Annotated in this window: 22 protein-coding genes; 12 read left to right on the forward strand and 10 right to left on the reverse strand. The window is 68.1% G+C overall.

The features are described from left to right. Positions 1–122 precede the first annotated feature (122 nt). The 9 genes from CK240_RS15110 to CK240_RS15150 form a co-directional block, all read right to left on the reverse strand. On the reverse strand, positions 123–1,802 hold the full coding sequence (locus tag CK240_RS15110; protein ID WP_095641165.1) for a CocE/NonD family hydrolase: 1,680 nt from the start codon (positions 1,800–1,802) through the stop codon (positions 123–125). Further along, complete coding sequence (locus CK240_RS15115) at positions 1,802–2,737, reverse strand: MBL fold metallo-hydrolase (RefSeq protein WP_095641166.1); 936 nt, start codon at positions 2,735–2,737, stop codon at positions 1,802–1,804. The genes CK240_RS15110 and CK240_RS15115 overlap by 1 nt, the downstream gene beginning before the upstream one ends. Next, complete coding sequence (locus CK240_RS15120; RefSeq protein WP_095641167.1) at positions 2,734–3,672, reverse strand: alpha/beta hydrolase; 939 nt, start codon at positions 3,670–3,672, stop codon at positions 2,734–2,736. Before CK240_RS15120 ends, CK240_RS15115 begins: the two co-directional genes overlap by 4 nt. A 1-nt stretch (position 3,673) precedes the next feature. Next, on the reverse strand, positions 3,674–4,792 hold the full coding sequence (locus tag CK240_RS15125; RefSeq protein WP_095641168.1) for an FAD-dependent oxidoreductase: 1,119 nt from the start codon (positions 4,790–4,792) through the stop codon (positions 3,674–3,676). Positions 4,793–4,817: 25 nt separating this feature from the next. Next, positions 4,818–5,795: a phosphotriesterase family protein gene (locus CK240_RS15130; RefSeq protein ID WP_095641169.1), complete on the reverse strand. Its 978-nt coding sequence runs from the start codon at positions 5,793–5,795 to the stop codon at positions 4,818–4,820. Continuing rightward, positions 5,795–6,856, reverse strand: coding sequence for a phosphotriesterase family protein (locus tag CK240_RS15135; protein WP_095641170.1), 1,062 nt, complete (start codon positions 6,854–6,856; stop codon positions 5,795–5,797). Before CK240_RS15135 ends, CK240_RS15130 begins: the two co-directional genes overlap by 1 nt. 136 nt (positions 6,857–6,992) lie before the next feature. Beyond that, entirely contained in the window at positions 6,993–7,733 is a 741-nt protein-coding gene (locus tag CK240_RS15140) for a GntR family transcriptional regulator (protein WP_095641171.1), read from the reverse strand. Between the two features lie 59 nt (positions 7,734–7,792). Then, positions 7,793–8,866 carry a CobW family GTP-binding protein gene (locus CK240_RS15145; protein WP_095641172.1) on the reverse strand — a complete coding sequence of 358 codons (1,074 nt, stop codon included), beginning with the start codon at positions 8,864–8,866 and terminating at the stop codon, positions 7,793–7,795. Positions 8,867–9,065: 199 nt separating this feature from the next. After that, a complete protein-coding gene (locus CK240_RS15150; RefSeq protein ID WP_240517481.1) occupies positions 9,066–9,503 on the reverse strand; it encodes a MarR family winged helix-turn-helix transcriptional regulator in 438 nt (145 codons plus the stop codon). 103 nt (positions 9,504–9,606) lie between these two features. Here CK240_RS15150 and CK240_RS15155 point away from each other — a divergent pair, with 103 nt between their 5' ends. Next, positions 9,607–11,478, forward strand: coding sequence for an FAD-binding monooxygenase (locus CK240_RS15155; RefSeq protein WP_095641174.1), 1,872 nt, complete (start codon positions 9,607–9,609; stop codon positions 11,476–11,478). A 44-nt stretch (positions 11,479–11,522) separates the two neighbouring features. After that, positions 11,523–11,645, forward strand: a complete 123-nt coding sequence (locus CK240_RS19470) for a hypothetical protein (protein ID WP_276305469.1) — start codon at positions 11,523–11,525, stop codon at positions 11,643–11,645. Positions 11,646–11,962: 317 nt separating this feature from the next. Here CK240_RS19470 and CK240_RS15160 read toward each other — a convergent pair whose 3' ends face one another. Beyond that, positions 11,963–12,934, reverse strand: a complete 972-nt coding sequence (locus CK240_RS15160) for a LysR family transcriptional regulator (protein WP_095641175.1) — start codon at positions 12,932–12,934, stop codon at positions 11,963–11,965. A 166-nt stretch (positions 12,935–13,100) separates the two neighbouring features. Here CK240_RS15160 and CK240_RS15165 point away from each other — a divergent pair, with 166 nt between their 5' ends. The 10 genes from CK240_RS15165 to CK240_RS15210 form a co-directional block, all read left to right on the forward strand. Further along, positions 13,101–14,288: a muconate/chloromuconate family cycloisomerase gene (locus CK240_RS15165; protein WP_095641186.1), complete on the forward strand. Its 1,188-nt coding sequence runs from the start codon at positions 13,101–13,103 to the stop codon at positions 14,286–14,288. A 2-nt stretch (positions 14,289–14,290) separates the two neighbouring features. Then, positions 14,291–14,581 carry a muconolactone Delta-isomerase gene (catC, locus tag CK240_RS15170; protein ID WP_095641176.1) on the forward strand — a complete coding sequence of 97 codons (291 nt, stop codon included), beginning with the start codon at positions 14,291–14,293 and terminating at the stop codon, positions 14,579–14,581. Between the two features lie 68 nt (positions 14,582–14,649). After that, positions 14,650–15,588, forward strand: a complete 939-nt coding sequence (gene catA / locus CK240_RS15175) for a catechol 1,2-dioxygenase (RefSeq protein WP_095641177.1) — start codon at positions 14,650–14,652, stop codon at positions 15,586–15,588. 125 nt (positions 15,589–15,713) lie between these two features. Then, positions 15,714–17,096: an SRPBCC family protein gene (locus tag CK240_RS15180; RefSeq protein ID WP_095641178.1), complete on the forward strand. Its 1,383-nt coding sequence runs from the start codon at positions 15,714–15,716 to the stop codon at positions 17,094–17,096. Next, on the forward strand, positions 17,093–17,608 hold the full coding sequence (gene benB / locus CK240_RS15185) for a benzoate 1,2-dioxygenase small subunit (RefSeq protein WP_095641179.1): 516 nt from the start codon (positions 17,093–17,095) through the stop codon (positions 17,606–17,608). The genes CK240_RS15180 and benB overlap by 4 nt, the downstream gene beginning before the upstream one ends. Before the next feature lie 39 nt (positions 17,609–17,647). After that, a complete protein-coding gene (gene benC, locus CK240_RS15190) occupies positions 17,648–18,667 on the forward strand; it encodes a benzoate 1,2-dioxygenase electron transfer component BenC (RefSeq protein WP_095641180.1) in 1,020 nt (339 codons plus the stop codon). After that, positions 18,664–19,449 carry a benzoate diol dehydrogenase BenD gene (gene benD / locus CK240_RS15195; protein WP_095641181.1) on the forward strand — a complete coding sequence of 262 codons (786 nt, stop codon included), beginning with the start codon at positions 18,664–18,666 and terminating at the stop codon, positions 19,447–19,449. Before benC ends, benD begins: the two co-directional genes overlap by 4 nt. 36 nt (positions 19,450–19,485) lie before the next feature. Then, positions 19,486–20,817 carry an MFS transporter gene (locus CK240_RS15200; protein WP_095641182.1) on the forward strand — a complete coding sequence of 444 codons (1,332 nt, stop codon included), beginning with the start codon at positions 19,486–19,488 and terminating at the stop codon, positions 20,815–20,817. A 64-nt stretch (positions 20,818–20,881) separates the two neighbouring features. After that, positions 20,882–21,679, forward strand: a complete 798-nt coding sequence (pcaD, locus tag CK240_RS15205; RefSeq protein WP_095641183.1) for a 3-oxoadipate enol-lactonase — start codon at positions 20,882–20,884, stop codon at positions 21,677–21,679. 50 nt (positions 21,680–21,729) lie between these two features. Further along, a partial coding sequence (locus tag CK240_RS15210; protein ID WP_135058855.1) for a beta-keto acid cleavage family enzyme occupies positions 21,730–22,172 on the forward strand: 443 nt, incomplete at its 3' end.

Genomic DNA, 22,172 nt, shown 5'->3' on the forward strand with positions numbered 1-22,172 from the left:
ACCACCGGGGCCACGACGCCCCGCTTCGATTCAGTCCTTGTCATGCGGTGTCCTCCTCCAGAACGCCTGACATTGCGATGTCGGGTCGCGGCCCTTCCCCTGCCCCGCCCTTCAGCCCGCCCCTACCCGGCCTTCGCGAAGGGCAGGACGAGACGCGAGGGATGCTCGGCATCCCGATAGATCGTGTGCGTCACCGGGCGGCCCACCGGCAGGTGGAAGGCGTCGGGCGGCAGCAGCGAATTGTGTTCGTCCACCAGCGGCTCGTTGCACATCAGCTCGACCACAAGCCTGTGTCCGGGGCGGAAGTCGTTGGCGAAGGGATAGACCCGGACCACGTATTCGTTGATGACCCCCGGCTCGACCGGCACGCTTCGGGTATGGGGGTGATAGGGCTCGCCTTCGGTCGTGCGGTCGTCCAGTTCGCGGTGCGAGGCCTTCAGGAAGCCGGTCGTGACCAGTTGCCGCTTGCCCGAGGGCGCCTCGTCCCAGAACCGCAGGATGAGGTTGGTGTCGGGCTGGTCGATGGCAACGAACAGATGCGCGGCGCCCGTGCCGTGGACGGACGTGAGCTTTTCGAAGGGATCGGTGCACCAGGTCAGCTTTTCCACCTTGTCGGTGATGGTCAGCGGGGCCTGGTAGAAGCCCTCGGGATGGGCCACGTCGGCGCCGTAGGGTTCCGGCTCGAAGGCCAGCTTGCCGCGGGCGCGCAGGTAGACGGGACGGTATTCGACATCCTTCACCGGCCACTTGCTGCCGGTGGCCCAGTGCCGCGTCCCCTCGACATGGACCTTGACGGCGGGCTCGTCCATGATGCCGTTGTCGATCCCCTTCAACCAGTAGTCGTACCAGCGGAACATGGTGTCGTGCTCGTCCACCCAGGGGCGGGTCTGCATCGGCGGATAGGGTCCGATTTCCAGCTTCTTGGGGCAGTTCAGGACATTGAACAGCTCGATCGTGCCATCGACCGTCCAGCCGCGGCCCTGGTTGATCTGCAGATAGACCGGGATGTCGATGTTGCGGGCCAGGTTGATGGGGTTCTGTTCCTCGTACCACGGGCCGTCGACTTCGTTCGTGATGATGTCGAACCAGCTTTCGTGGTGGATCGGATAGTTCAGGACGTGGACGAGGTTCGGCCAGGCCGCCACGTCGGGATCGGCCAGGCGCTCCGCGACGCGCTGCCGGACCTCCTCCTCGGAAAAGGCCTCCAGCATCCGCGACTTGTGCCGGTGGGTGAAGGCCCAGCCGGAATCGCCGCCACGACCCTCGCGCGCCGCGCGCGGCATGAACCACATGATGCCGCCGTGATAGGTCGTCTCGTAGAAGTCGAAGTGACCGCCGCTGACGAAGATCGCCTTGAGGCTGGGCGGGCGCTCGGCCGCGGCAAAGACCTGCATCGAGCCGAAATACGAGATCCCGATCATGCCGACGGTGCCGTTGCACCAGGGCTGCGCGGCCACCCATTCGATGAAGTCGTAGGCGTCCTGTCCCAGCGGCACGCCACCGGCATTGTAATTGCCGATATGCTCGCCTTCCGATCCGCCCGATCCGCGCACGTCGCCGATCACGTGGACATAGCCTTCCTTGACCACACGCGCGATGTCGCCCGCCTCGATGCAGCCGTCCCACAGCGGCGAGGGACGCTTCTGCGGCGGAATGGTCAGCGCGAGCGCCTGAAGTTCCTTGCCATAGGGGCTGAGCGCGACTAGGGCCGGGCGGGGTTCGTCACCGGGGGCGTGATAGGCGTCGGCCGCAAGATGGACGCCGTCGCGCATGGGCACGCGCAAGTCTTTGAGGATCTTCATCAAGACCGGTAACCCTTGTTGAAATAGCCGTGCATGGTGGTGAAGAAGGGCGAGGGCTCCAGCGTCGGGTCACCGTCGTACTTCAGGTAGTCGGCGATGCAGCAGAACGGGGAATGCAGCCGTTCCTCGACGCCGGGTCCGTCAATGCCGACCTTGTAGGTGGCGTTGCGCACCTTGGCCTCGATGTCGATGCTTTCCTGGATCTTCGCCGCAGCCCGGTCGCGGTCCAGTTCGACGCCCTCGGACTCCGCGCCCTGGCTGCGGTAGGGGTGGCCCAGGAACAGGCGGTTCGGCCTGACATGGTCGCGCAGGCGCAAAAGGCTGTCACGATAGGCATCCGGATCGGCATAGCTGGGAAAGCCGTTGGCGGCGCCGTGGATCTGGACGGAATCGCCCGCGAAGACGTCGCCCTGCCCCACGATCTCATAGGCGACCGATCCGGCCGAGTGGCCCGGCACGGAATGGACGCGGACCGTCACGTCGGGACCCAGCGACAGCTCGTCGCCGTGGCGCACCACGACATGGGGCTCCATCTCGCCCGAGATCGCGGCCAGGCAGGCGGCGGCGATCTTCGATTCCCCGTCCGTGTCCCTGATGTAGCGGCCGCGTGCTTCCAGGTATTCCTCGACATGCGCCCGGCGCGAGCGGAGGAACGGCACGTCGGCCTCGTGGATGACGACCTTGGCCTTGCGGCCGGTCATCTCCCACAGGGCATGGGCGCCGCCGACATGGTCGATATGGCCGTGGGTCAGCAGGATCCAGCGAAGATCCTCGACGCGCCGGCCCAGTTCGCGCAGCCCCGGCGCGATCCCGATCGAGGGCGAACTGGCGATGCCGGTATCCACGATCGCCGGTTCGCTTCCATCGATATAGAAACTGTAAAGCCCGAACCGACCCCATTGCGAGAACAGCGTGTGGATGCCGACGCCGCTCATCCCCGGCCCCGCAGGAAATCGGCCGTTTCGGCAAAGACGCCGTGGAACTCGGGCAGCCACGAGAAATGCTGGACGAAGCCGTGCCCGGCGCCTTCGTAGCGGCGGACGGTCGCCGGCACCCCGGCCTCGGCCAGCTGCCGGCCATACGCCTCGCCCTCGTCGCGCAGCGGGTCGTATTCCGCCGTGACGATCAGCGCGGGGGGAAGGCCGGACAGGTCCTGCCGCCTGATGGGCGAAACGCGCGGGTCGGCGGGGTCGGCGCCGCTGTCCGTGTAGAAGGCGTTGAAGGGCTTCAGCAGCGCCGTTTCCAGCCCATAGCCCTGCGCGTTGGTTTTCAGCGACTCGTAGCGGTCGGCATCGAAGTCGAGGTCGAGCGAGGGGTAGTACAGCACCTGATGGGTGATGGCATCCAGGCCGTCGTCCTGCGCCATGGCCGCCACCGCCGCCGCGAAGTTGGCGCCCGAACTGTCGCCCGCAACGGCCAGCACCTGCCCGTCCCAGCCGATCCCCCTGCCGGGTTCCCGGCCATGCCCGGCGATCCAGCGCACCACGGCGTAGCAGTCGTCCAGCCCCGCCGGGAAGGCATGTTCCGGCGCGCGGCGATAGCCCACCGAGACGACGGTGCAGCCGGTGGCGTTGGCCAGTTCGCGCGCCACGTGGTCGTGGGTGTTCAGGCTGCCCAGGAAGAAGGCCCCGCCGTGGAAATAGACCAGGACCGGGTGGGTCTCGGCGCCGGAGGGCGTGTAGACGCGCACCGGCACCTCGCCCGCCGTGGTCGGCAGGGTCAGGTCCGCGACCGTATGGACGGGCAGGCGCTTTTCCGGCGCGGGGACGTGGCTTTCCTCGCCCGCGCGCATGGCCTCGGGGTTGAGCGGGCCGGGCGGGGGCGCCGGCATGTCGGCCAGGAACCTGGCGATGGTGGGATGGAGGGGCATGTCAGCTCCGTGCCGCGATTTCGCCGGGGCGCTGGTTGGGGAAGACGGTCATGATCTCGTCCTCGCTCCAGCCCTGGCGCGAGGTGCGTTGAAGCATGTCGGTCACCGGCTTGCGGTTGGCCTGATACTGCGCCAGTGCCTCGGCGACCGAGCCGGCCGCCTCCAGCGCGTCGGACAGCGCGCCCGCGTCCAGCACGGCCGAGTTGGCCCCCTGCCCCTGGTGGTGCAGCATCGCATGGGCCGCGTCGCCGATCAGGACCACCGAGCCGGAATGCCAGCTGTCCACCGGGTCGATGTCATAGACGGCCCGCAGGTTCACCTTCTCCATGTCGAGGCCCTCGGTGATCTTCACCAGCCTGTCGTCGAAGCCGCCCACGACCCTGAGCAGCTGTTCCTTGCTGCCCTGCGGCGCGGGCGTGGAATCCGTCGCAAGGCAGGTCACGTCGTAGGAGACCTCGTTGCGGTGAAGCAGCGGCAGCAGATAGATCTTGGTGCCGTGGCCCAGGTACATGCGCAGGTTGCCGTCCCCGACCAGCCCGAAGGTGTCGGCAATCGGGATCACGGCGCGATAGGCGTGCTCGCCCGCGAAGACGGGGGCGTGGTCGCCGAACAGGTGCTGGCGCACCTGCGAGCGGATGCCGTCGGCGCCCACGATCAGGTCGGCCTCGATCTCGGTCCCGTTGTGGAAGATGGCGGTCGCGGTGCTGCCGTTGTCGGTCAGCCTGACCAGTCTGTGGTCCAGCTTGACCATGCCCTCGGGCAGCACGCCCAGCAGCGCGTCGATGAAGTCGCCGCGATGCACGAAATGGGTCGAGGCGTTGAAGGCCTGCTTTTCCGGCCATTCCTCCATCGCGATGCGCTGGCCCTGCGCGGTCAGGATCTCGAAGAAGTTGCTGGCCGTGGTGACCCGGTCGATGGCGTCGAAGATCCCGAGCTTGCGGAACTGGTCCATGGTCGAGGGGCGCAGGCCGATCCCGGCGCCGACCTCGCGGACCTGCCGCGCCTGTTCGTAGACGGTGACATCGGCGCCCAGCCGGCTGAGGGCCAGAGCGGCGGTCGCGCCCGCATAGCCGGCGCCGATCACGGCGACGCGCAGGCTTTTCAGAGTATCAGGTGTCATGGCTCCCCCCTTGAAACCCGTTTCGTTACTGAGCGGAGATCGGCTGCAGGGTCAGGAACTCTGCCGCGAGCTGCGCGAAGATCCTGTCGATGGTGGCGTCATCGATCCCCGCCCCGTGAAGGTCGGGGATGAGCTGTTCGAACAGGTAGTTGACGGTGTGCCCCTTGACGCCGGGCCAGCCGAGCGGCGAGCAGTTCGCATCCGCCGAGACGAGCACCTGGTCCACAAGCCCGCCCTGCAGATAGCGGAGAAGATGATCCAGGCGTTCCTGCCGCGGGCGACCCCAGAACGGCGGGTCGGGCAGTTCCAGGTCATAGCCGAAGGTGTCGAAGCCGATCCGGCCGCCGGCTGCGAGAATGGCCTGTTCGTTGATCCTGCCCTGGCTCACGCCGTCGTCGGCATGGCCGAAAAGGACGCGGTGGCAGGGCAGCCCTTCTTCCGCGAAGATGGCAAGCGCCGGCTCGCAGTCCACGGCGAGGTGGGTGAAGATCGGCGCGCCCGTGACCTTCGAGGCGCGGGCCGCGGCGCGGTAGATGCGCTTGTCCAGTTCCTTCATCTTGAAGCCGCGGCTGACGCCGACCTTGATGATGCCGGCCTTCGCCCCGCTGGTGCCGATGCCCACGTCGATCTCGTGGACGAACTGGTCGGTCAGGTATTCGACGCTGGCGCGCTCGAAGAAGGGCAGCGCGGTGTCGCCGCCGACAAAGCCGGTGCTGGCGACGATATGGACCTCGGTCTTGGCCGACAGGGACTTGTAATAGTCCACGTCGCGGCCGTTGCAGATGCCGGTCGCGTCCACGAAGGTCGCAGCACCCCAGGGCTTGGCGTTCTCGTGGAACTGCCGCAGCTTGGGCACCGTCTCGTCATAGCGTTCTTCCGGCGTCTTCCACCAGCGGCTGTCAAGCTCGCTGCCGGGCATGCCGTAGCCGATATGTTCGTGGATGGCGACGAACCCCAGTTCATGCGCCGAAATCGTGCCAAGGACCGTGTTTACGCGTGTCATCAAGCTTCTCCGCCCACGCTCAGAAGGCGCGCGGGGTTCGTGATCAGGATCTGGTCGATCAGGTCCCGGGAAACGCCCGCCTGTTCCAGCATGGGCACGAAGGTCGTCAGGACGGTGGCGAAGGGCAGGTCGTTGCCCGGCTCGCCGAAGGCCACGCCGGTGGCGCTGGACGACAGGACGATGCGGTCGGCATGGCCCGCCCCGATCAGGTCGAGGACCAGGGCCACGCGCTCGGCATCGCTGACGTAGAAGGGATCGGTCGAGCCCACGTGGTCGATGCCGACGCAGGCCCCGGCCTGCGCCACCGCCAGGGGCCAGCCCTTGGCAACGGCGTCGCGGCGGTCGAGCCCGGCGATCACGACACGGTCAGGCCGCATCGACTCCTCGATGGCCAACTGCAGTTCCGCAAGCGCATCCGAGCCGCACCGGATGAAGACCGGCACCCCGTAGGTCGCGCCGGCCCGCGCCGCGCCGCGCACCAGGCTGCCATCGGTGGCCGTCATGCCCTCGAGGCTGACCGCCGTGCAGATCATCCCGGCGGGCGCACGCCGCTCCAGCCGCGGAACGACCATGCCTTCGTTCACTTCGCGGCCGAACATCTCGGCGAATTTCTGGGCGGGCCAGGGGGTCGGGGGGTTCGTCTGCGGGGTCAGGAAATACCCGCCCAGCATGTTCTCCGGCCCCTGCCCGGACGTGGCGACGATATGGACGCCGGTGGCGCGGGACAGTGCCTCGTACAGCCGCAGGTCGCGCCCCTGGAACATGCCGGTGGCGTCGACGATCGTGCCGCCGCCCGCCGCCTTGAACTCGGCCAGCCTGGCCGCCAGCCGGTCGAAGACCTCGGCGCGGTCGATCCTGATGTCGAAAGCGTACTCGGCGCCGGGCAGCACATACATCAGCGCCTCGCTCAGCAGCGTCACGCCAAGCTGGCTCGCCTCCACCGCGCCAAGCACGGTGTTGACCGTGCCAACGGTGGCCTCCCTGTCAGCGGGCCGGTCGAGAAACAGCGAGGTGAACGGCGGCACCGGTTCAGCCGCGCCGCGGCTGTGTTTAAGGCACATGATTTCCTCCCTTTGGCGCAGGAGAACGGCGTTCTTCCCCACCCAGAACACGTCCGTCGCGATCGGGACGGCGCTCCCTCCGGCCGTCCTTATTGTGCTATTATTATAACAATGGCTGGGACAAGAAAAGAGGTTTTCAGCGGTTGATGCTGAGGGCGTACTTGAAGTCTTCGGCGCGGTGCACCGCGCGCCGCCACAGGCCCGGATACCCGTCGGCCTTGAACATGGTCGTCACCGTGACAAGCACGGGGTCGCCCGCCTTGACATCAAGCGCGTCCGCTTCTTCCCCCGTGGCGCCTGCGGCCCATATATTCTGCTCGCCATGCGTGAAGACGATGCCAAGCTGCTGTTCCACCAGTGAAAAGATCGTTCCGCTGCGCTCGAGTTCTTCCTTGCCGGGAAGGAAGCCGGGCGGCGTCCGCAGATAGCTGGCGGCCAGAACCAGCGGAGAGTCCTCGACAAGGATGACCCTCTTGAGATGAAGCAGTTCCTCGCCCGGCTCGAGGCCGAGCGCCTGCCTGACCTCCTCCGGCGCCTCGACCCTCCGGACGTCCAGCACGCGCGAGGTCGGCTTCATCCCCTGCTCTGTCAGGTACCGGCTGAGCCCGCCGATTTCGACGGCCGACGGAAGGCGCACGTTCAGGCCGCGGACGGGAAAGGTGCCCTTGGCGCGGTGGCGGATGACGAAGCCCTCGTCCGCCAAGCCCTTCAGCGCCTGCCGAATCGGCGCGCGGCTCACCTGGAACCGCTTGATCAGCCCGTTCTCGGTCAGGACCGGGGCCGCCGTGCGGTCCGGGTCCTGCAGTTCGTCGATCAGGATCTGCTTGATCTGGCTGTGCAGGGGGACCGGCGAAGATCGGTCAACGGTGCGCTTCATGACTGGTCCTCACAGGCGGGCGGCTGAACCCGTCCCCTTGCCTTCGGCAGGGCGGGCTTTCAAGCCAGGGACTGCTCCAGCCCCTCTTCCAGGATGTTCCGGGGCAGGTCGATGCCGATGAACACCATCCGGCTTTGCCGCGGCTCGCCGGGTTGCCACGCCGGTCCCAGGTCGCTGCCCATGACCTGGTGGACCCCTTGGAAAATGACCTTGCGGTCGAGGCCCTTCATGCTCAGCACGCCCTTGTAGCGCAGCATGTTCGGGCCGTGCACATCGACGACGGCGGTCAGGAACTCTTCCAGGCGGACCGGGTCGAAGGGGCGGTCGGCCCTGTAAACGAAGCTTTTCACGTCGTCGTCGTGGTGATGGTGATGCCCGTGCCCGTGCCCGTGCCCGTGCCCGCCCTGAGCATGGCCTTCGGCATCATGCCGGCAATGCCCGTGGTCATGGTCGCAGTGGTCGTGCGCATGGTCGTCGCCGGTCAGGAACTCCGGGTCGATGTCCAGCCTGGCGTTCAGGTTGAAGCCCTGCAGATCCAGCACCTTGCCGAGCGGCACGTCCCCGAAACGGGCCATCTCGACCGGCGCGCGCGGGTTCATCCTCTTCAGTCGGGGGATCAGCGTTTCGAGAGCGTCGCGATCCGCCAGGTCGGCCTTGGTCACGAAGATCCGGTCGGCGAAGCCGATCTGCCGGCGCACCTCCTGCCGGGCGTCCAGCTGCTGGTCGGCGTGCTTGGCGTCCACCAGCGTGATGATGGAATCGAGGACGTAGCTGCCGGCCACGTCCTCGTCCATGAAGAAGGTCTGCGCCACGGGACCGGGGTCGGCCAGCCCCGTCGTCTCGATGACGACACGGTCGAAGTCGAGTTCCCCTTCGTGCCGCTTGACGGCCAGCATCCGCAGGGTGCTGCGCAGATCCTCGCGGATGCTGCAGCAGATGCACCCGTTGCTCATCTGGATGATCTGCTCGTTGCTGTCCGAAACGAGGATGTCGTTGTCGATGTTCTCCTCGCCGAACTCGTTCTCGATGACGGCGATCTTCTGGCCATGCGCTTCGCCGAGCACGCGCTTGAGCAGCGTGGTCTTCCCGGAACCCAGAAAGCCGGTCAGAATCGTCGCGGAGATGAGGGTCATGCGCCTTGCCTGTGGACTGCGAGATTCCCGCGGTTGTCGGTTAAGACCGAGGCAAGCGTCAAGTCCCGGCGCCGCCACGGACGCGAGCCGGGCGTCCCGGCGGCGGGCTCCGGAACGGCAAGGGCCCTGCCCTCATCGCCCGGATCGCGCTGAAGGCGGGCAGGCGAACCTGTGCCGGACTTCGTCACGCCTGCACCCATCAGTCGCCCGCCGCGGCCAGCGCGCGGGCGACCAGGGCGACGAATGTCGCGCGCTCGGCCTCGGAAAGCCCCGGCAGGATGTCGGCCTGGATCGCGGCCACGCGCGGGGCCAGCCGGGCATGCAGGTCCCGGCCCGCGCCGGTCAGCTCCAGCTCGATGGCGCGCCGGTCATGGGCGCTGGCCGTGCGCGCGATCAGGCCCTTCTTCGCCAGCCGCTCGGCCACGGCCCCGACCGTCGCGCGGTCCTTGCCGATGGCGCGCGCAAGCGACGCCTGATCCAGCCCGGGCTCGGCCGCGAGCGCATCCATCATCGCGAACTGGACCGGCGTCAGGTCCTCGCCCGCTTGCGCCATCGCCGCGGCGAAGACCTGCGTGGACAACTGGTGCAGGCGCCGGATCAGGTGGCCGGGCATGGTGCGGAGGGTTGGGTCAGTCACCGTCGTTCCTGTCGGGCAAGGCGCAGTTTGTAGCTACACTTACTTGTCCTTGCCTGCCAAGCCGCCAGATTGTATGCCGTCTTACCAAATCAGGGAGGATCACATGCAGTATCACCGCGACGGCTTCCGCCCCGGCGACCCGACCATCCGGCCCGCGGCCCCGGGGGTTCCCGAGGACGGCACCCCGCTGCCTGACAGGATGGACGTGCTGATCGTCGGCAGCGGACCCGCCGGGCTGACGCTGGCCGCCCAGCTTTCGGCCTTCCCCGAGATCGTCACCCGCCTGGTCGAGCGCCGCGAGGGCCCGATGGACAAGGGCCAGGCCGACGGCATCTCTTGCCGCTCGATGGAGATGTTTCAGGCCTTCGGCTTCGCTTCCACCGTGCTGGACCAGGGCTATTGGGTGAACGAGACGACCTTCTGGAAGCCCGATCCCGCCGATCCGTCGCGCCTGACGCGCAACGGCCGCATCCAGGACGTCGAGGACGGCCTGTCCGAGATGCCGCACGTGATCCTGAACCAGGCGCGCGTCCATGACATGTACCTGGACATCATGCGCAACAGCCCGAACCGGCTGAGCCCCGACTATGGCCTGACCCTGCGCGATCTGACCGTGGCGGACAGCGGCGATCACCCGGTGACGGCGGTGCTGGAGGCGGCCGACGGCAGCACCCGGACGGTCCGGGCGCGCTATGCGGTCGGCTGCGACGGCGCGCGCAGCGCCGTGCGCCGGGCCATCGGGCGCGAGCTGAGGGGCGATTCCGCCAACCAGGCCTGGGGGGTGATGGACGTGCTCTGCGTCACCGACTTCCCCGACATCCGCATGAAGTCGATCCTGAAATCCTCGCAGGGCAGCGTCCTGATCATCCCCCGCGAGGGCGGTTACCTGACGCGCATCTATATCGAGCTGGACAAGCTCGCCCCCGGCGAACGGGTCGCCGACCGCGCCATCACCGTTGAAAAGCTGATCGCCTCGGCGCAGGCGGTCTTTGCGCCCTATTCGCTCGACGTCCGCGAGGTCGCCTGGTGGTCGGTCTACGAAATCGGCCAGCGCCTGACCGACAGGTTCGACGACGTGCCGGAAGGGTCGGACCGCCTGCCCTGCGTGTTCATCGCGGGCGACGCCTGCCACACCCACAGCCCCAAGGCTGGGCAAGGGATGAACGTGTCGATGGGGGACACCTTCAACCTCGGCTGGAAGCTGGCCGCCGTGCTGCGGGGCCGCGCCGACCCCGCCATCCTGCACAGCTATTCGGCCGAGCGGCAGGGCGTGGCGCAGGACCTCATCGACTTCGACCGCAAATGGGCCCGGATCATGAGCGAGCGCCCCGAGGACGCCGCGGCCGGGGACACGCCGCTGTTCCAGCGCAGCTTCATCGAGAACGGCCGCTACACCGCCGGCATGCAGGTGACCTATGCGCCCTCGACCCTGACCGGCGGGGCGACGCACCAGCACCTGGCGACGGGCTATCCCATCGGGGCACGGTTCCATTCCGCCCCCGTGATCCGGCTTGCCGACGCGCGGCCGATGCAGCTTGGCCATGCGGTCACGGCGGACGGCCGCTGGCGGCTGTTCGCCTTTGCGCCCCATGAGGACCCGGGCGCCGAGGGTTCGGCGATCCAGCGGTTGTGCGCCTTCCTGGCGGACGACCCCGCCTCGCCGCTGCGCCACAACCGTCCGGGCGAGGATGTGGACGCCCAGATCGACCTGCGTGCCGTCTTCCCGCAGAACTTCCGAGAGCTGAAGCTGGAAGAACTGCCGCCGCTGCTTCTGCCCCGCAGCGGCAGGCTGGGGCTGATCGACTATGAAAAGGTCTACTGCGCCGATCCCGCGCAGGACATCCATGCGCTGCGGGGCATCGACCGCAGCCGCGGCGCCCTGGTCGTGGTTCGTCCCGACCAGTATGTCGCCCATGTGCTGCCTCTGGACGCGACCGATGAGCTTGCAGCCTTCTTCGACGGCTTCCTGATCTGACGCGCGCCCCAAGGCCCGGCCGGACCACCCGGCCGGGCCGTTGCATGGTCTTCGGCCATGTGCTGCTGAACGACCGGTCGGCGCGCGGCGTGCAGGCATGGGAATACCCCTCGCCTGGTTCCGTGCAGTGCAGGGCGCTCGGCACGACGATCATTCCCGGTTCGTGACGCAAGCCGCGCCGGAACCCTTCCGTTGTCAGGGCGCCGAGCCACCTGCCGCCCTGTCTGCAGGAAACGCGGCCAGGGTTCCACGACCTGACAGTCGGCCGAGCCCTGACCGGACCGGCGCTGCTGGAGACGGCCGGGACGGCGACGGGGATCGGCCTGTCCGCCGGTGCAGAAGGCGGCGGCTACCGCATCAGCCTCGGTCCCTGCGCTGGCACCGTCCTGCCGGCGCAGCCCTGACGACCCTGGTGGATCGCGACCGGGTGGGCGGCACGGCAGCCGGCGCCGATCCTGAAGATCGCCATGCGCATTCAGGTCGATCAGCGGGGTGCCGGATGATGAGGTTCGTCCCGGCCCAAACCGTCCGGGCTCGGGATCGGAAGGTTGTTCGCCTCGAGCCAGGCCGGGTTTTCGGCATACATGTCGCGGATCAGCGTCTTGACCAGGCCGAGATAGCGCGAACTGTCGCCCGCCCGGTGGTTGAGGATCACGGGCGAGACCGCCCGGGCGTTGTCGATCATCCGATAGCGCACGTCCGGCCGCATCTGCCGGGCCGAGGACGGGATGATGCAGATGCCCGATTCCGCCGCGACGAGCCCGAGCGCGGTCTGGATCTCGCGCACCTCCAGGACGTCGGCGGGACGGATGTCCTCATCCTGCAGCAGGGCCAGCACCTGGTCGGCATAGCTGGGACGCGGCTCCTTGGGATAGACGATCAGCCTTTGTCCCCCGATCGCCGGCAGCGGCAGCGGTGTCGTCTCGCGGGCAAGCGGCGTGCCCTGCGGCAGAGCGACCACCAGGCGTTCCTCGCGCAGGACGGTGCTGACGACATTCGGGTCGCCATGCTTCAGGCGGCCGAAGCCGATGTCGATGCGGCCCTCCTTGAGCGCCGGGATCTGCTGGATCGACAGCATCTCCAGAAGCTGGATGTCCAGCTCGGGCGCATTCTGCCGCAGCTTCCTGACCAGCGCCGGAAGCCCCCCGTAAAGGGTCGAGGCCACGAAGCCGATCGACAGCACCCGGTTGCGGTTCATCCCGACCCGGCGCGTCGCGTCCTTCATCTGGTCGACCCGGCCCAGCACCTGCAGCGCCTGTTCGTAGAACAGCCGCCCCGCGTCGGTCAGCCTGATCGGCCGGCTTTTGCGGACGATCAGGGCAACGCCCAGTTCCTCCTCCAGCAGCTGGATCTGCCGGCTGAGAGGTGGCTGGGCAATGTGCAGAATCTCGGCCGCGCGGGTGAAGTTCCGTTCCCGCGCCACGGCCGTGAAATAGCGCAACTGCCGCAGATCCATGCCGTGTCCTCGGGCCGAGACAGCCGATTTCAGTCCATCCAGGGTATTCTGCGGCGCAGCAAGTGGCTGAATCGCAGCCTTTAATCCTTCATAATACCCTGAAGGTATCGTTTCAAACGCAAATGGTGTTGGACGGGCGGCGGTGGCCGCAGGCACGCTGCCCGTCATGAACCAGTCATGCGCCCCCCTCGACCTGACCTCGACCGCCACGCCCGTCGTCACGCGGGTCGAGACGGTGATCCTGGACCTGCCCACCATCCGCCCCCACAAGCTGTCGGTGGCGACGATGGATGGACAGGTTCTGATGCTTGTCCGCGTCCATTGCAGCGACGGCATCGTCGGCCTGGGAGAGGGCACCACGATCGGCGGGCTGGCCTATGGGGGCGAAAGCCCCGAAAGCATGAAGACCAACATCGACACCTGGTTCGCGCCGGTGATGGCGGGCCAGGACGCGACGCGGGTGCAGGCGCTGATGGCGCGCATCGGCAAGATGGTGAAGGACAACCGCTTCGCCAAGTCGGCGGTGGAAACCGCGCTGCTGGATGCGCAGGGCAAGCGGGTCGGCCTTCCGGTCAGCGAGCTTCTGGGCGGGCGCCGGCGCGACCGGCTGCCGGTGGCCTGGACGCTGGCGTCGGGCAACACCGCCCGCGACATCGCGGAAGCCGAGCGGATGCTGGACCTGCGCCGCCACCGCGTCTTCAAGCTGAAGATCGGCGCGCGGGGCCTTCGCGAGGACATCGCCCATGTCGCCGCCATCAAGGCCGCGCTTGGCGATCGCGCCGCGGTGCGTGTCGACGTGAACATGGCCTGGTCGGAAACCGAGGCCGCCCTGGGCATGGCCGCCCTGGCCGACGCGGGCTGCGAACTGGTGGAACAGCCCGTCGCCTCTGCGGCGGCGCTGGCCCGGCTGGTCCGCCGCTTCCCCCTGGCGCTGATGGCCGACGAGGCGCTGACCGGCCCCGAAAGCGCGTTCGACCTTGCCTGCGCGCAGGGCGCCGATGTCTTCGCGGTCAAGCTGGAACAAAGCGGCGGCGCCTTCAACGCCCTGCGGGTCGCGGCCATCGCGGACGCGGCGGGGATCGGGCTTTACGGCGGCACCATGTTGGAAGGCGCGGTGGGCACGGTGATCTCGGCCCATGCCTTCGCCACCTTCGCCAACCTCCAATGGGGCACCGAGCTTTTCGGCCCCCTTCTGCTGACCGAGGAAATCCTGGCCGAGCCGCTGGACTACGGCGACTTCGAGCTGACCGTTCCCGCCGGGCCCGGCCTGGGCGTGACGCTGGACGAGGACCGCGTGGCCTTCTTCGCCCGCGACGGCATCCGCAAGACCATCAGCCTGCCCGGAAAGGCCTGACCATGCTGTTTCATGTGACAATGGACGTGAAGATCCCGCGCGACCTGCCCGCCGAGGAACGGGCGGACATCCTCGCCCGCGAGAAGGCCTATTCGCAGGACCTGCAGCGGCGGGGCAAGTGGCGCCACATCTGGCGGATCGCCGGGCAGTACGCGAACGTCAGCATCTTCGACGTGCAGGACAACGCCGAGCTGCACGACATCCTGTCCGGCCTGCCGCTGTTCCCCTTCATGGCCATCACCGTGACGCCGCTTCTGCGTCACCCCTCGGCCATCCGGGACGACGACAGCTGACCCGCCGCAACAGGCCGGAGGGGGAACCGGCCCACCCAGATTTCAAGCAGATCCAGGAGGAGAACAACATGACCGTCAAGATCCACGACCGTCCCGATGTGCAGGCGTTCCTGAAGGAACTCAGCGGCCTGAACAACAACGACGGCAATCCGCGGATGAAGGAAATCACGCACCGCCTGATGTCGGACCTGTTCAAGGCCATCGACGACCTGGACATCACCCCCGACGAATACTGGACCGGCATCGCCTGGCTGAACGACCTGGGCGCGGCGGGCCAGGCGGGGCTGATCTCGCCCGGCCTGGGGCTGGACCACTTCATCGACGAACGGCTTGACGCCATCGACGCTGCCCTGGGGATCGAGAACCCGACGCCCCGCACCATCGAGGGCCCGCTGTATGTCGCGGGCGCGCCGGTGGCACAGGGCTTTGCGCGGCTCGACGACGGGCGCGACACCGACGGCCAGACGCTGATCATGCACGGCACGGTTTACGGCTCGGACGGCAGGCCCCTGCCCGGCGCCCGGGTCGAGGTCTGGCACTGCGACACGCGCGGCTTCTATTCGCACTTCGACCCGACCGGCCTGCAGTCCGACTTCAACATGCGCCGCACGATCGTCGCCGACGAGAACGGCCGCTACAGGTTCCAGAGCATCCTGCCCTCGGGCTATGGCGTCCCGCCCGGAAGCCCGACCGAAAGGCTGCTGACGGCCCTCGGCCGCCACGGCCAGCGCCCGGCGCATATCCACTTCTTCATCAGCGCCGACGGTCACCGCAAGCTGACCACCCAGATCAACATCGAGGGCGATCCGCTGATCGACGACGACTTCGCCTATGCCACCCGCGAGGGCCTTGTACCCCATGTCGTGGAACGCACGGACGAGGACAGCATCCGCGCCAACGGCCTGACCGGCCCCTTTGCGGAAATCAGCTTCGACATTCACCTGACCGCACTGGTCGATGGCGTGGACAACCAGGTCAACGAACAGCGCCGCCGCGCCGCCGCCTGAGCCGCGCCGCACGGCGGCCCCCCGGCAACAGAGGGGCCGCCCCCCCCCGCACCCGTTCCTTTCATCACCGACATCTAGGCCAGGGGCCTGCCCGCGACGCGCGCATCCCCCGGAAAGGAGAACTCATGTCCGCGATCATCGAAAAGGCCCGCGACCTGGACCAGCTGCTGGCGGTCGCCGTGCAGGACGACGCCGAGGCCGGCCTGTACCGCTGCCGGCGCGACATCTTCACCAACGAGGATCTGTTCACGCTGGAGATGAAGCACATCTTCGAAGGCAACTGGGTCTACCTGGCGCATGAAAGCCAGATCCCGGAAATCAACGACTATTACACCACCTGGATCGGCCGCCAGCCCGTCGTCATCACCCGCGACAAGACCGGCGCGCTCAACGCGGTCATCAACGCCTGCGCCCACAAGGGCGCGATGCTCTGCCGCCGCAAGCAGGGCAACAAGGGCAGCTTCACCTGCCCCTTCCACGGCTGGACGTTCTCGAACACCGGCAAGCTGCTGAAGGTCAAGGACGCGAAGACCACGCAGTATCCCGAGCAGTTCAACACCGACGGCTCGCATGACCTGACCCGCGTGGCGCGCTTCGAAAGCTATCGCGGCTTCCTGTTCGGCAGCCTGAATGCCGACGTGGCCCCGCTCGAGGACTACCTGGGCGAGACCACGGTCATCATCGACCAGATCGTCGACCAGGCGCCCGAGGGGCTCGAGGTCCTGCGCGGCAATTCCTCCTACATCTACGACGGCAACTGGAAGCTGCAGATGGAGAACGGCTGCGACGGCTATCACGTGAGTTCCGTCCACTGGAACTATGCCACCACCATGGACCGCCGCAGCGAGACCGGCACCAAGGCGGTGGACGCCAACAGCTGGTCCAAGTCGGTCGCCGGCGTCTACGGCTTTGACAACGGCCATATCCTGCTGTGGACCAACACCCGCAACCCCGAGGTGCGCCCGGTCTGGAACCGCCGCGACGAGATCGTCGCCCGCGTGGGCGAGGAGAAGGCGGGCTTCATCGTCAACCAGACGCGCAACCTGTGCCTTTATCCGAACGTGTTCCTGATGGACCAGTTCAGCACCCAGATCCGCGTCGTCCGCCCGCTGTCGGTGGACAAAACCGAGGTCACGATCTTCTGCTTCGCCCCCAGGGGGGAAAGCGCCGCCGACCGCGCCATCCGCATCCGCCAGTACGAGGATTTCTTCAACGTCTCGGGCATGGGCACCTCGGACGACCTCGAGGAATTCCGCGCCTGCCAGACCGCCTATGCGGGCAGCCACCACCTGTGGAACGACATGTCGCGCGGCGCGCCCCTGTGGGTCCACGGCCCCGACGAGAACGCCCGCCGCATGGGCCTGAACCCGCTGATCTCGGGCGAGCGCAGCGAGGACGAGGGGCTGTTCGTCTGCCAGCACGACTACTGGGCGAAGGTGATGCGCGACGCGCTGGCCGCCGAGAAGGCCGGAGAGAAGGCCCGCGAGACCGAAGGAGAAGCGGCATGAGCCTGGATCACACCGCCACCGGCGCGCGCATCGGCCACGACGCCATCTGCGCCTTCCTTTACCGCGAGGCGCGGCTGCTGGACGACCGGCAGTGGGACGAATGGCTGACCTGCTACGCGCCCGACGCCTCCTACTGGATGCCGGCGTGGGACGACAACGACACCATCACCGAGGACCCGCAGTCGCAGATCTCGCTGATCTACTACCCGAACCGCGAGGGGCTGGAGGACCGCGTCTTCCGCATCAAGACCGAACGGTCCGGCGCATCGACCCCCGAACCCCGCACCAGCCACGCCGTCCTGAACGTCGAGGTGGTCGCGGACCGGGGGTCCGAAGTGGACGTGCGCTACAACTTCCACACGCTGAACCACCGCTACAAGGTCACGGACCAGTTCTTCGGCACCATGTTCGTGACCCTGCGCCGCGCGGGCGACGGGCTGGTGATCGCCGCCAAGAAGATCGTCCTGAAGAACGACTACATCCGCCAGGTCATCGACGTCTACCACGTCTGACCGCCCCCAACCCCGCACAACCGCAAGGAGGAGGCGACCATGTGCTATACGATCGCGCTGAACTTCGAGGACGGGATCACCCGCTTCGTCGATTGCAGAAAGGGCGAGAAGGTCCTCGATGCGGCCTTCCGCAACAAGATCAACCTGCCGATGGACTGCTCGGACGGCGTCTGCGGCACCTGCAAGTGCCGGGCCGAAAGCGGCAGCTACGACATGGGCGAGGACTACATCGAGGACGCCCTGACCGAGGACGAGGCCGCCGAGGGCCTTGTCCTGACCTGCCAGATGGTGCCGTCTTCGGACTGCGTGATCTCGGTTCCGGTGACGGCCGCCTCGTGCAAGACCGGCCAGCAGGTCTTCGCGGCCACCGTCACCCGGATCGAGCCGCAGCAGGACGCCGCCGTGGTGCTGGAACTGGACGCCGAGGAAGCGCCCGCCTTCCTGCCGGGGCAATATGTCAACATCGCCGTGCCGGGCAGCAGCGGGCACCGCTCCTATTCCTTCAGCACGGCGCCGGGGGAACGTTCGCTCGGCTTCCTGATCAAGAAGATCGAGGGCGGGCTGATGAGCGGCTGGCTGACCCGCGCCCGGCCCGGCGACCGGCTGGAGCTGACCGGGCCGATGGGCAGCTTCTACCTGCGGGGCGGCGACGGCCCGCTGCTGTTCCTGGCCGGGGGCACCGGCCTTGCGCCCTTCCTGTCCATGCTCGAGGTCCTGGCGCGCGAAGGCTCGCGCCGCGACATCCACCTGATCTACGGCGTGACGCGCGACCTCGACCTGGTGCTGGTGGACCAGCTTTCGGGCTTCGCCGGCCGGCTGCCGAACTTCACCTTCGCCACGGTCGTCGCCGACCCGGCCTCGGACCATCCCCGCAAGGGCTGGGTCACGCAGCACATGCCCGAGGAGATGCTGGCCGCAGGCGAGGTTGATGTCTATCTCTGCGGCCCGCCCGCGATGGTCGATGCGGTGCGCCATTACCTGGACGAGAACGGCATCCGCCCCGCCAGCTTCCATTACGAGAAGTTCACCCCCAACGCGCCGCTGAAGGCCAGCGCATGACGGCGGCGGTCTTTGCCGGGCGCTTCGCGGGCAAGGTGCTGGTCGTGACCGGGGCCGCCCAGGGGATCGGCCGCGCCGTCGCCCTGCGCGCCGCCGCCGAAGGGGGCCGGGTCCTGCTGGTGGACCGCGCCGATTTCGTGGCCGAGGTCGCGGCGGACGCCGGAAACGGGGCCGCCGCCTTCACCGCCGACCTGGAAACCTGGGACGGCGCCGAGGCCGCGATGGCCCATGCCGCGCGGACCTTCGGCGGCATCGACATCCTGATCAACAACGTCGGCGGCGCGATCCGGATGCGCCCCTTCGCCGAGTTCGAGCCCGTCCAGATCGACGCCGAGATCCGGCGGTCCCTGATGCCGACGCTTTACTGCTGCCGGGCGGTCCTGCCGCACCTGCTGGCGCGCGGGGCGGGGACCATCGTCAACGTGTCCTCGAACGCCACGCGCGGCATCCACCGCGTGCCCTATTCGGCGGCCAAGGGCGGAGTGAACGCCATCACCCACTCGCTGGCGATGGAAATGGCGGGCCGCAACATCCGCGTCGTCGCCACCGCCCCCGGCGGAACCGAGGCCCCGCCCCGCCGCGTGCCCCGCAACGCCGAGGGCGACAGCGCGGCCGAGAAGGCCTGGATGGCCGAGGTCGTGGACCAGGTGAAGCAATCGGCCTTCATGCGCCGCTACGGCACCATCGAGGAACAGGCCGCCCCGATCCTTTTCCTGGCATCGGACGAGGCGTCCTACATCACCGGAACCGTCCTGCCCGTCGCGGGAGGCGACACGGGCTGACTGACCGGCAATCCAACAACAGGGAGGAGACGAGGAATGCGCGACATCGAGGTGAGCGAGGCCATAGATGACGGCCCGTTCGGGAGATTCCAGTGGATGGTCGTGGCGCTCTGCGGCGCGCTGCTGATCGTGGACGGCTATGACGTGTTCGTGGCGGGCACCGTGCTGCCGACGCTGATCGCGGAATGGGGGCTGACCAAGCCGCAGGCGGGCGCGCTTCAGGCCTGGGCGCTGTTCGGCATGATGTTCGGGGCCCTGATCCTGGGGCCGCTGGCGGACCGGATCGGCCGCAAGAAGGGCGTGGCGATCAGCTTCGCGCTGTTCACCTCGGCCACGGTGATGACGGGCTTCGCCAGCACGCCCGAGCAGTTCAAGGTCTTCCGCTTCATCGCGGGGCTGGGCTGCGGCGGGCTGATGCCGAATGCCGTGGCGCTGATGAACGAATACGCGCCCAAGCGCCTGCGCGGCACCATGGTGGCGCTGATGTTCTCGGGCTATTCCGTCGGCGGCATGGTCGCGGCGGGACTGGGGATCGGCCTCATCCCCGCCTTCGGCTGGCAGCCGATGTTCTTCATCGCCGCCCTGCCCCTGGCGCTGCTGCCGCTGATCCTGTGGCGGCTGCCCGAGTCGCTCGGCTTCCTGATCCGTCAGGGCCGGCAGGACGAGGCCAGGCGCATCTTCGCCCGCATCGCTCCGGCCGTGGCGCTGTCTGCCGACGACCGGCTGGTCTTCACCGAGGCCAGGGGCGCCCCGGCCTCGGTGGCCGAGCTGTTCCGCCACGGCCGGGCCCTGCGCACGCTGATGCTGTGGCTGTCCTTCTTCTGCTGCCTGCTGCTGGTCTACCTTCTGTCCTCGTGGCTGCCCAAGGTCCTGCAGGAAGCGGGCTATGCCCAACGCGCCAGCCTTCTGTCGCTGTTCTCGCTGAACTTCGGCGGCATGGCGGGGGCGATCATGGGCGGCCGGATGGGCGACCGTTTCGGCCTGCCCAAGGTGGTGGTCGGCTTCTTCGCGGCGGCCGCCCTGTCCATCGCCCTGATCGGCATGAACCCGGCGCCGGGGCTGCTGTTCGCGCTGATCTTCGTCGCCGGCGCCACGACCATCGGCACGCAGATCCTGCTGTATGCCAGCGTCGCGCAGCTTTACAACCTGTCGGTGCGCGGGGCGGGCCTGGGCTGGGCCTCGGGCGTGGGCCGGATCGGCGCCATCGTCGGGCCGACGCTTGGCGGCGTGCTGCTGGCGCGGGAACTGCCGCTGGGGCAGAACTTCCTGATCTTCGCCATCCCGGCGGCCGTCTCGGCGGTGGCGATGATGGTCTTCGCCTTCAGCAACGAGCGCCAGCGCAACCGGATGCGGCTTGCCGCCGCCTGATCTCGCGACACCACGGGCGCGCGGCCGGACCCGCGCGCCCGCCTTGTTTTTCCGGAACCGTGACATGCCCTGCCTCGACCTGCCCGCCCATCGCCTTCACTACCGCATCGACGGGGCAGACTCGGGAAAGCCCTGGCTGACCTTCTGCAATTCCCTGGGCACCGACCTGCACATGTGGGACGCGCAGGTTGCCGGCCTGGCGCAGGATTTCCGCATCCTGCGCTACGACCGGCGCGGCCACGGGCAATCCGGCGCCCCCGCCCGGCCCTGCAGCCTGGCCGATCTGGGGGCCGACGTGATCGCGCTGTGGGATGCGCTGGGGATCGGACGGACGCATTTCTGCGGGCTGTCCATCGGCGGGCTGACCGGGCAATGGCTGGGCATCCACGCCGGCGCGCGGCTCGACCGCCTTGTCGTCTGCGCCACGGCGGCCCGGATCGGCACGCCGGAAGGCTGGAACGCCCGCATCGCCGAGGTCAGAACGGACGGCCTGGCCGGCCTTGTCCCTGCGACGGCGGAACGCTGGTTCACGCCCGCCTTCCGCGCCGCCCGGCCCGACGCCGTCAGGGCGGTCCTGGACGGTTTCACCGCCACCTCGGCCGATGGCTATGCGGGATGCTGCGCGGCGCTGGCCGGGGCCGACCTGCGCGACCGGCTCGGCGAAATCGCGTCGCCCGTGCTGGCGATCTCGGGCGACGACGATCCGGTCTGCCCACCGGGCGACCTGCAGGCGATCGCTGACGCCGTCCCGCGGGGACATCACGTGTCCCTGCCGGGACGCCACATCGTCAACCTGGAATCCGCGGACCGGTTCAACGACCTCCTCAAAGCGTTCCTGACCCCCGGAGCCTTCCGGGAGTGACGCGGCGCCGCCTGCCGACCCTTCCCCCCTTCTTTGCCGGACAAAACATCATGACCGAGACCCCCTGCATCATCTGCGTCGCCATCACCGGGTCGTTGCCGACCAAGGAGAACAACCCGGCGGTGCCGATCACTGTGGCCGAGCAGATCGAGTCCACGCACGAGGCCTTCGAGGCCGGCGCCACCATCGCGCACTGCCACGTCCGCGACGACGAGGGAAAGCCCACCTCGGACCCCGAGCGCTTTGCCGCGCTGAAGGAGGGGCTGGAGAAGCACTGCCCCGGGCTGATCGTGCAGCTTTCGACGGGGGGCCGCTCGGGCGCGGGGCAGGCGCGGGGCGGGATGCTGCCGCTGCGCCCCGACATGGCGTCCTTGTCGGTGGGGTCGAACAACTTCCCCAACCGCGTCTACGAGAACCCGCCCGAGCTGGTGGACTGGCTCGCGTCCGAGATGCTGAAATACGACGTCAAGCCCGAGATCGAGGCCTTCGACCT

This window comes from Paracoccus salipaludis, from assembly GCF_002287065.1.
GTDB classification, from domain to species: domain Bacteria; phylum Pseudomonadota; class Alphaproteobacteria; order Rhodobacterales; family Rhodobacteraceae; genus Paracoccus; species Paracoccus salipaludis.